The 8,928-nt window shown below is 67.1% G+C and carries 10 protein-coding genes; 1 reads left to right on the top strand and 9 read right to left on the bottom strand.

Going from position 1 to position 8,928, the window contains the following annotated elements:
- Window positions 1–79: 79 nt before the first annotated feature.
- The 9 genes from WBB14_RS19230 to WBB14_RS19190 all read right to left on the bottom strand — a co-directional run bounded on the left by WBB14_RS19230 (window position 80) and on the right by WBB14_RS19190 (window position 8,156).
- Window positions 80–958, bottom strand: coding sequence for an alpha/beta fold hydrolase (locus WBB14_RS19230; protein WP_424241248.1), 879 nt, complete (start codon window positions 956–958; stop codon window positions 80–82).
- A 5-nt stretch (window positions 959–963) separates the two neighbouring features.
- Window positions 964–1,848 carry a polysaccharide deacetylase family protein gene (locus WBB14_RS19225; protein ID WP_424241247.1) on the bottom strand — a complete coding sequence of 295 codons (885 nt, stop codon included), beginning with the start codon at window positions 1,846–1,848 and terminating at the stop codon, window positions 964–966.
- 15 nt (window positions 1,849–1,863) lie between these two features.
- A complete protein-coding gene (locus tag WBB14_RS19220) occupies window positions 1,864–2,613 on the bottom strand; it encodes an ABC transporter ATP-binding protein (RefSeq protein ID WP_424241246.1) in 750 nt (249 codons plus the stop codon).
- 7 nt (window positions 2,614–2,620) lie between these two features.
- Entirely contained in the window at window positions 2,621–3,457 is an 837-nt protein-coding gene (locus tag WBB14_RS19215) for an ABC transporter permease (protein ID WP_424241245.1), read from the bottom strand.
- Between the two features lie 52 nt (window positions 3,458–3,509).
- Entirely contained in the window at window positions 3,510–4,487 is a 978-nt protein-coding gene (locus WBB14_RS19210; RefSeq protein WP_424241244.1) for an ABC transporter substrate-binding protein, read from the bottom strand.
- 80 nt (window positions 4,488–4,567) lie between these two features.
- Window positions 4,568–5,374 carry an enoyl-CoA hydratase gene (locus tag WBB14_RS19205; protein ID WP_424241243.1) on the bottom strand — a complete coding sequence of 269 codons (807 nt, stop codon included), beginning with the start codon at window positions 5,372–5,374 and terminating at the stop codon, window positions 4,568–4,570.
- A gap of 19 nt (window positions 5,375–5,393) precedes the next feature.
- A complete protein-coding gene (locus WBB14_RS19200; protein WP_424241242.1) occupies window positions 5,394–6,590 on the bottom strand; it encodes a CaiB/BaiF CoA transferase family protein in 1,197 nt (398 codons plus the stop codon).
- 10 nt (window positions 6,591–6,600) lie between these two features.
- Window positions 6,601–7,974 carry an amidase gene (locus WBB14_RS19195; RefSeq protein WP_424241241.1) on the bottom strand — a complete coding sequence of 458 codons (1,374 nt, stop codon included), beginning with the start codon at window positions 7,972–7,974 and terminating at the stop codon, window positions 6,601–6,603.
- Window positions 7,971–8,156: a hypothetical protein gene (locus WBB14_RS19190; RefSeq protein ID WP_424241240.1), complete on the bottom strand. Its 186-nt coding sequence runs from the start codon at window positions 8,154–8,156 to the stop codon at window positions 7,971–7,973. Before WBB14_RS19190 ends, WBB14_RS19195 begins: the two co-directional genes overlap by 4 nt.
- A gap of 94 nt (window positions 8,157–8,250) precedes the next feature.
- On the opposite strand from WBB14_RS19190, the gene WBB14_RS19185 reads away from it, so the two are divergent.
- Window positions 8,251–8,913, top strand: a complete 663-nt coding sequence (locus WBB14_RS19185; RefSeq protein WP_424241239.1) for a GntR family transcriptional regulator — start codon at window positions 8,251–8,253, stop codon at window positions 8,911–8,913.
- Window positions 8,914–8,928: the final 15 nt, after the last annotated feature.

Raw genomic sequence — 8,928 nt, 5'->3', positions numbered from 1 at the left:
GCGACGTGCAAGGCGGCGCGCGCGCGATCCGCCGGCGTCGCGGGCCGCGCGCAGATTCGGGCGAGTTCAAGAACGAGGCTCATGCGAGCTTCATGGCCTCGCCCGAGGCGCGCGGATCGCGTGCCGTCCAGCGGCCTGCCTCGACCATGGCGATGAAGTCCAGCACGGCGCGGTTAAAGGCTTCCGGCTCTTCCAGGTTCAAGGTGTGGCCGGTCTTGGGCAACACCAGCAAGCCGCTGCAGGGCAGCACGCGCTTGAGGAACAGCGCTGGTTCCAAAGCATGGTCGTCCTCGTCGCCGGCGATGATGAGCGCGGGCACGTTCAGCCCGCGCAGCGGGCCGGCCAGCGTATCGAGCGCCGGACGGCCCCCCTGGACGCCACGCAGCGTCAGCGCGGCGCCTGCGGCGTCGTGACGGCTCAGCGCGTCGGCGAATGCCTGCCAGCCGCGCGGATCCTTGTTCTGGTACTGGACGCGCGCCGCCCCGGCGGCATAGGTCGGGCCGTACCCTGCGCTGCCCAGCGCTTCGAAGCGTTCGGCCGCTTGCAGCGAGGCCTCGCGGAAGGCGGCGTGGTCCGGCGTGAGCGCGCCGTATCCGGCGCCCGCAATCGTGAGCGAGCGGGCGCGCTCAGGGTACGCCAGGCCGAAGTGCAGCGCGGCAAAGCCGCCCATGGACAGTCCGACGATATGGGCCTGATCGATGCCGGCAGCCGTCAGTACGGAGGCGATATCGCAGACTGCGTTTTCTTGAGAGTAGGCGGCAGGATCGCCCGGTACATCGGACGGTGGATAGCCGCGGGCGGCGTAGGCAATGCAGCGATGGCGGCGGGCGAAAGCGTGCAGCTGCGGTTCCCAGCTGAGGTGATTGCCGGCGAACTCGTGGACGAAGACGACCGGCGAGCCTTGTCCGGCTTCTTCCATGTGCAGGCGATAACCGTCATGGGTGAGGGCGGTAGGCATGGCAATCAGAGGAAGGAAGGGGGAACGGGTCGGCGGACCTTGAACCAGTCGGCAATCTGGCTGCCGGTCATGAAGTCCACCTTTGGGTGCTGGATCAGCAGGTCCAGCATTTCCTCGAAGTAGCCGTAGCGGTGCGGCACGCCCATCAGGTGTGGGTGCAGGCCCAGCGCCAGCACGCGGGGCTGGGTCTCGCATTCGCGTTCGAACAGCGCCAGGGTCCGCGTCAGCCTTAGCAGGAACTCCGGCGAGGAGTGCTTTTCGATGGCGTAGATGATCGAATCGTTGAGTTCCAGGTTGTAGGGCATCTGGATCAGCGAGCCGCGTTTGACCCGCATCCAATTGGGCAGATCGTCCAGAACCCAGTCGCAGACGTATTCGACGCCAGCCTCGGCCAGCAGGTCGGGGGTGTCGGGGGTTTCGCGCAGGCCGGGGCTGAGCCAGCCGCGCGGACGGCTGCCGGTGAAGGTGCGCAGCTTCTCGAGGCAGGCCTCGATGAGCGCGCCTTCGGCTTCCGCCTGGTTGAGGGACTTCTGGTGCATGCCGTGGCCGATGAACTCCCAACCTGCGGCCAGCATGGCTTCGGCCGCGCGCGGGTAGGCGTCGATCACGCTGGCGTTGCAGCTGGTGGAGGCGGGCAGGCCGCGAGCCTGGATGGCGTTGAGCATGCGCGGCAGGCCGGCGCGCATGCCGTACTCCGCCCAACTGAAGTTGGGCACGTCAGGCACGGTTTCCCGCCCGTGCGGCGGGGTGATGATGGTGCGCGGCATGGGTTGATCGAACGGCCAGTGTTCGACGTTGATGACCAGGTGCACCATGATCCTGCCCTGTGCCGTGTCGGCGAGGGCGGGAAGATCGGCGGTAAAGGCATGGGGAATACGGGGTGTCGACATGATGGGTCCGCTGGGTCAGTGCCGCATTTTTCCGAGGATCTCGCGCTTGAGGCTGTTGAAGGCTTCACCCGTGATCAAGTCGAGCGAGCGCGGGCGCTCGATGGGCACGGTGATGCGCGTGGCGATGCGCCCCGGGCGGGCCGACATGACGTAGATGGTGTCGGCCAGCAGGATGGCTTCGTCGATGTCGTGCGTCACGAATACCACCGTGGTCCGCAGCTTTTGCCAGACGGACAGCAGCAGTTCCTGCATGGTGAGGCGCGTCTGCGCGTCCAGCGCACCGAAGGGCTCGTCCATCAGCAGCACCTTGGATCCGAGCGTAAGCACGCGGGCGATGCCGACGCGCTGGCGCATTCCGCCCGAGAGTTGGATGGGCAGGTGGCGGGTAAATGCCGACAGGCCGGTGATGCGCAGCATTTCTTCCGCACGCTCGGCGTACTCGGCCTTCGGCTGCCCGGCAATCTTGGGGCCGAAGACCACGTTTTCCCACACGTTCAGCCAGGGAAACAGCGCTGCTTCCTGGAATACCACGCCGCGCTCCGGACCGGGGCGCGACACCGGCTTGCTGTCAACCGAGAGCACACCCGACGAGGGCGATTCGAAACCGGCGATGAGGTTCAGCAAGGTGGATTTGCCGCAGCCCGAGGGCCCGAGCAGGGCCACGAATTCGCCTGCGGGCACATGCAGGTCGATGTGGTCCAGAGCAAGCACCGGGGTCGCCCCCGGATAGGTCTTGCTCAAATTCGAAACCGAGATATCAGACATGGCATCCTCAATGATTCTGCAGCATGCGCCAGACCAGGACACGGCGCTCGATGATGACGATCAGACGGTCGCTGAGAAAGCCCATCAGGCCGATGGAGACCATGTCCGCCAGCACGATGTCCATGCGGCCGACGTAGTAGGCGTCCCAGAGCACATAGCCCAGGCCGGACTTCACGGCCACCATTTCAGAGACGATCACCGCCGTCCAGGAAATGCCCAGGCCGATGCGCAATCCGGTAAAAATGGCCGGCATGGCGGCGGGCAGCACGACCCGGCGCAGCAACTGGGCCGACGAGGCGCCCATCATGCTGGCTGCGCGCACCAGATTGCGGTCGACGTCGCGGGCGCCTTGCGTGGTGTTGACGACGATGGCGTAGAAGCCGCCCAGGAAGATCAGGAAGATCGAACCCATGTCGCGTATGCCGAACAGGGCGATTGAGAAGGGCAGCCAGGCCGTGATCGGAATCGGCCGTAACCCCTGTATCAGCGGGTCCAGCGTCTGCGAGGCCAGGCGGCTCCAGCCTATGGTCAGGCCCAGCGGGATGCCCAGCAGCATCGCCAGGGCGAAGCCCTGCAGCACGCGCATGCCCGAGTACTGCACGTTGCCCATCCAGGTTCCCTGATAGGGATTCAGACCCATGCCGGGAGAACCGAAGATCCAGGCATACCAGGCGCGGGCGACCTGGACCGGCGTGGGCACCACGCCGGCCATGTCCGGGGACTGCCCCACCCACTGCCAGACGATCAGGATAAGGGTGGGCACGGCCAGGGCCAGCCCGGCCTGTCCGATCACGCGGCGGGAGCGGCGGATCGGTGTTGCGTATTTCAATGTTGAAGCGTTCACCTGCATCTCCCTGGCCGGCGGCTGGCGTCGAAGCCCGCCGCCGGCAGCGCAATCACATGATTTCCTTGAGCAAGGCGGCGTCCCATACCGTATCGATCTGCCCGCTCACATCCTTGGGAATGACGCCCAGTTCATTGAAGGTCTTGGCCTGGCGGCGCATCTGCTCCAGGTCCAGCACGCCGCCGAGCTTGATCAGCTTGGCCGACTCGCGCGTGACGTCCAAGGGTAGTCCGGTGTATTTGGAATAGGCTTCTGCGAACGCCTCCGGATCCTTGGCCAGCCTTTCCTCCGCATTCTTGTAGGCCCACAGGAAGCACTTGACCGCCTCGCGCTTGTCGCGCAGCGCATCGCGCGTGGCGGCAAGCAGTCCCAACTCCGCGCCGACCGCCTTGCTTTGGCTGTATTCGAGATTCTTGGCGAAAAAGGCGGTGCCGTCGGCGACCAGCTGCGACTCGAAGGGCTCCCACAAGGCGACGGCGTCGACGTCGCCGCGTTGCAGCGACTGGACGAAGGCCGTGCCGCCGCCCTGGATGTTGACGGCGGTAAAGGTGTTGTACGGCACGCCCTTCTCGGCCAGCATGGCGGCCCACTGGAACCAGACGGCGGATCCCGGCGCAATGCCGATGCGCTTGCCGGCCAGGTCCTTCCAATCGTCCATCTTGACGCCCTTGCGCGTCACCAGGTACTTGGGCGAGGACGCGACTCCCGACAGGCCGACCAGTTTCTGGCTGCCCTGGGCGAGTGCGATGGCCAGGTCCGCGGGGCCGATGCCGGAGACATCGACCGATCCGGAAAGCAGGGCGGTGCGGGCGTCGGCGTAGCGTACGAATTCGACGGGCTTGACCTCCACGTTGCAGGCCTTCAGCTCGTCGGCGACGAAGATGATGGGTGAAAGATGGCCGACCTTGACGTAACCCACCGTCAGTGTCTGCTTCTGCGGCGCGGGCGCTGGCCGCGGGCCGACGGCGTGGCTGGCCACGGCGTAGGCGCAGAGCGCGCCGGCCAGGGTCATCCTATGGAGCGTTTTCATGCATTTTCCCCTTGTTGCTTGATAAACACTGCGGGCGGCGCGGCGGCGCCGCGCCAGGAAGAAGCCGGGCGCGCTTGCGCTCAGCCTCCGGTAAAGACTGGCGGTCTTTTTTCGCGGAAGGCGAGTTGCCCTTCCTGGTAATCCTGGCTGAGAAAGCAGCTGCCCACGGCTTGGTCCACCGCCTGCGCGGACGGGGCCGCGGGCTCGCCGGCGAGGTGCCGCAAGGCCATCTTGGCGGCGCGCAAGGTAAGCGGCGCATTGCCCGCCACTTCGCTGACGCGCAGGGCGACGGCCTGCTCGAACAGGTCCTCGGCATAGACTTCCTGCACCAGGCCGATGCGCGCGGCCTCCTGGCCGTCGACGGTACGCGCCGTCAGGAACAGGTCGGCGGTGCGCGCCGTGCCCAATATGTCGCGCATGCGCTGGAGGCCCTCCATCGCATAGCCCAGGCCCAACCGGCCCGCCGGCATCCGGAAGCGCGAGCTTGGCGTGCAGTAGCGCAGGTCGCATGCCAGCGCCAGCGCCATGCCGCCGCCCATGCAGATGCCGCGTATCGCTGCGATCACTGGCAGCGGGCACGCGCCCAAGGCGCGCAGGGCTGCGGCCACCGCCGCGTCGTAGCGGGCGACCTGCGCGGGATCCTTGCGCTGCGAGGCGAATTCGGAGATGTCGGCGCCGGACACGAAGGCGCGCTGGCCTGCGCCCATCAGCACGACGGCGCGCGCGCCCGCCGTATTTTCCGTATCGCGCAGCACGCGCGCCAGGTCTTCCCACATGGCCAGGGACATGGCGTTGTAGCGCGCGGGATTGACGATGCGCACGCGCAAGATATTGCCTTCGGACTCGATGTCCAAGCGGCCGGCGGCGGAAGTGGTGGTCTGGGTCATGGCTGATTCCGCATGGGCGTCAGATGGCGCGGGCCGCGCGCAGGCGCTCGATGTCAGCGTCGGCGTAGCCGGCTTCGAGCAGGATTTCCGCGGTATGTTCGCCCCAGCCCGGGGCAGTGCGGGCGATGTCCGCCGGCGTCCTGGCCAGGGTGACCGGCTGCGTGATCAGCGTGCGTTCGCCGCCCTGCCAGGCGGGGCAGGCGCGGGTGGTCTCCAGGTGCCGCACCTGGGGATCCTCGAACATCTGTGGCACGGAATAGACCGGGCCCGCGGGTACGCCCGCCTCGTTCAGCAGCGTGACCCAATGGTTCACGTCCGCGTTCAGGAAAACCGCCTGGATCTCGCGGTTCAGGCGCTGGCGATTGGCGACGCGCAGCTTTTCGGTGGCGAACCCCGGATCCGATTCCCAATCCTGGCGTTCCAGCGCCGCGCAGAAGCGTTTCCAGTTTCCTTCGCCGGCGGCGCCCAGATTGAACATGCCGTCGTTCGCGTGGAACAGGCCCATCGGACTGCTGGTCGGATGGTCGTTGCCTTCCTGGCGGGGGATGTCGCCGTCATTCAGGTAACGCGCCGCCTGGAAGTCCATCATCGCGATCTGGGCATGGAGCAGGGATGCGTGGACCCATTGGCCCTGGCCAGACTGCTCGCGTTCCAGCAAGGCCGTCAGGATGCCCAGCGCGGCATAGAGGCCCGTGCTCGAATCCGCCACCGCCAGGCCGGCGCGCACGGGTCCCTGGCCTGGCAGGCCGGTGACCGACATGAGTCCGCCCATGCCCTGGATGATCTGGTCGAATCCCGGCCGTCTTGCATAGGGGCCTGTCTGGCCGAATCCGGAAATGCTGGCGAGTATCAGGCGTGGGTTGATCTGGCGCAACGACTCGTAATCGAGCCCGAGCCGCTGTTTGACGTCCGGGCGCCAGTTTTCCACGACCACGTCCGCTTCGGCGGCCAGGCGCTTGAAGACCTCCAGCCCTTCGGGCTTCTTCAGGTTGAGCGTCAGCGAACGCTTGTTGCGGTTGAGGTTCTGGAAATCTCCGCTCCAGCGGTCGGCCGCGAACATGGCCTCGTTGGGATCGACGCCGGGCGGCGGTTCGATACGGATTACGTCCGCGCCGAAATCCGCGAGCATGCGCACGCAAGTGGGGCCGGCCCGCACACGGGAAAGGTCTAGCACGCGAAAGCGCCGCAGGGCTGGCGAGGCGGAGAGTTGTGGCATGGTCTCGGCTTCAAGGAGTGGAGGGAAGGATAGGAGCCGCGCTGGGGCGCGCCTGCTCCACGTGGCGGGCGAACGCCAGCAACCGGGCTTCCTGCCCGGGCCGGGCGATCGCCTGAATGCTGATAGGGCGCTTGCGGCGATCCAGACCGATGGGAAAGACGATCGCGGGCAGTCCCAGGTAGTTGACGAACGACATCCAGGAGAACAGGTCCAGCAGCCGGCGCGGCTCGAATTCGCTGGAGTCGGTCAGCACTTGCCGCCAGTCCGGCACGCCGCGTGGCAGCGCGGGCGTCAGCAGCAGGTCGGCATGGCGCAGCGCCGTTGCAACGAATTGGCGGGCGTGGGCGCTGCGCTGGCGTAGTGCGTCGATGTACCAGGGGGAGGGCAGCGCCGCGCCGGCGAGGGCGATGGTGCGCGTGAGCGTCGCCAGTGGCGGCGCCTGCCCACGAAGAGCGGCCTGGTGTACGGCGGCGGCTTCGGCGTGCAGCAAGGTTTCCGCGAGCCGGCTCCACGTTGGCAGATCCGCGAGCTTGACCGGCGGCGCCGCCATGCGTGGCGGCAGGGCGTCCGCCACGCCTTGAAGAGTCCGGCGAACCTCTTCATCCAGGATGACGGCCGGATTCGGGTGCTCCCAGCACGTTGCGACGCGCGAGTCCGCTGTTGCAGCCGCCTGGGCCAGCGCGCCTGCGCCCTGGGGAAAGAGGCGCCGGGCCTGCGCCGGAACGACCAGGTTTTCCAGCAGGAGCGCCGCGTCGGAGGCGCTGCGCGCCAGTATGCCTGCGGTGTCCAGGCTGGGAGCCAGGGGCGCGATGCCGCGGGTAGGCAGCAGGCCCCGGGTGGGCTTGAGCCCCAGGATGCCGCAAGTCGCGGCCGGGATGCGCACCGATCCGGCGGTGTCCGAACCTAGCGAGCCGTAGCACAAGCCGGCGGCGACCGCGACCGCGGAGCCGCTCGAAGAACCGCCCACTGCAGCCTGCGCATCGAGCGGGTTCAAGGGCAGCGGGTAGTGCGGATTCTCGCCGGTCGCTCCGCAAGCATGTTCCGCCATGACCAGGGCTGCGAGGGATTGGCTGCCCGCAAGGTCCAGGCGGCGGATCAATGTTGCGGCGGCGCCGCGCGCCGTGGTCGGAGCCGGCTTGGCGCCGCAGCCTGGCGCGCGGCCCGCGAGGGTGTAGATGTCTTTGTGCGCGAGGCCCACGCCAGCCAGCGGCAGGGATGGATCCGGCAAGCGCTTGGGCGCATCGAACACGGCGGCGCAGCTATGCCGCGTGTCGGCGGCGAAGGCGGCATGTTGCCTCGACAGGGCTTCCTGCAGGCCGACCTCCCCGCGCTGCAGGGCGGCGCGCAGGTCCGCAATGCTGGCGGGCAGCCCGGCCGGCGTCATCGCAAGGACTCCGGCGGGCGGGCTGGCGGCGCCAGGCGCATCAGCGTCTTGGCGACGCCGCGAGCCTCTGCCTCGCTGGCCTCCACGCCTTGCAGCGCCAGCAGTTCGCGCAAGCCGCGGGCCCATGAGGCCGCGCCGGGATTGGCGGGCGCGGCCGTTTCAGCCTGATCTGGAGCATTCATGATTTTCCCTTGCAATGTATTTTTTGAATCTTTATAAATATATTTATAGAACAAGGGATAATTTACAGCAACCGAATTTTTATATGTGGAAAGAATGAAAGTCAGTGAACGGATCCGCTTGGCCGTCGAGGAGGACATCCGCGCCGGCGTCTTGCTGCCTGGCGATGCGATAGACGAGCAGGAGCTCGCCGCGCGCTTCGGCGCTTCACGCACGCCGGTGCGCGAAGCGCTGATTCAGCTGAAAGTGCAAGGCATGCTGGCGAGCCAGCCGCGCAACGGCATGGAAGTAGCCAGGATGGACGTGCAGGAGCTATTGGCCATCTGGGAGCTGATGGCGGAGATGGAGGGCGTTTGCACGCGCATGGCCTGTCAGCGCATGTCGCCGGAAGAGCGCCAGGAACTGGCGCGGATCCATAGGGAGGCAGCTGCGCTGGTGGAAGCCGACGACGCCCAGGGATGGCGCGAGGCCAATCACGCGTTCCACGAGGTTCTGTACCGGGGTTGCCGCAACCCCTATCTGCGGCAGGAACTGTTGAGCCTGCGCGCCCGCACCGGCGCGTACCTGCGCCATGCATTCAGCGCGGTGGGCCGGGTGCGGGCCTCGTACGAGCAACACGGCGAACTGCTGGAGGCGATCCTGGCCAACGATCCGGATCGGGCGCACCAGATGATGATGCGCCACATTTCCTTGGCCCAGGGGGCCAAGGGACTGGCGGATTTCCTGATCAACCTGCCCCGTTCCATGGTCAAGACCTGAGTGGGCGGGCGGGGC

Source organism: Achromobacter sp. (assembly GCF_049647645.1).
In the GTDB taxonomy this organism is placed as follows: domain Bacteria; phylum Pseudomonadota; class Gammaproteobacteria; order Burkholderiales; family Burkholderiaceae_B; genus Achromobacter.
This window is presented reverse-complemented; position numbering and strand designations above follow the sequence as displayed.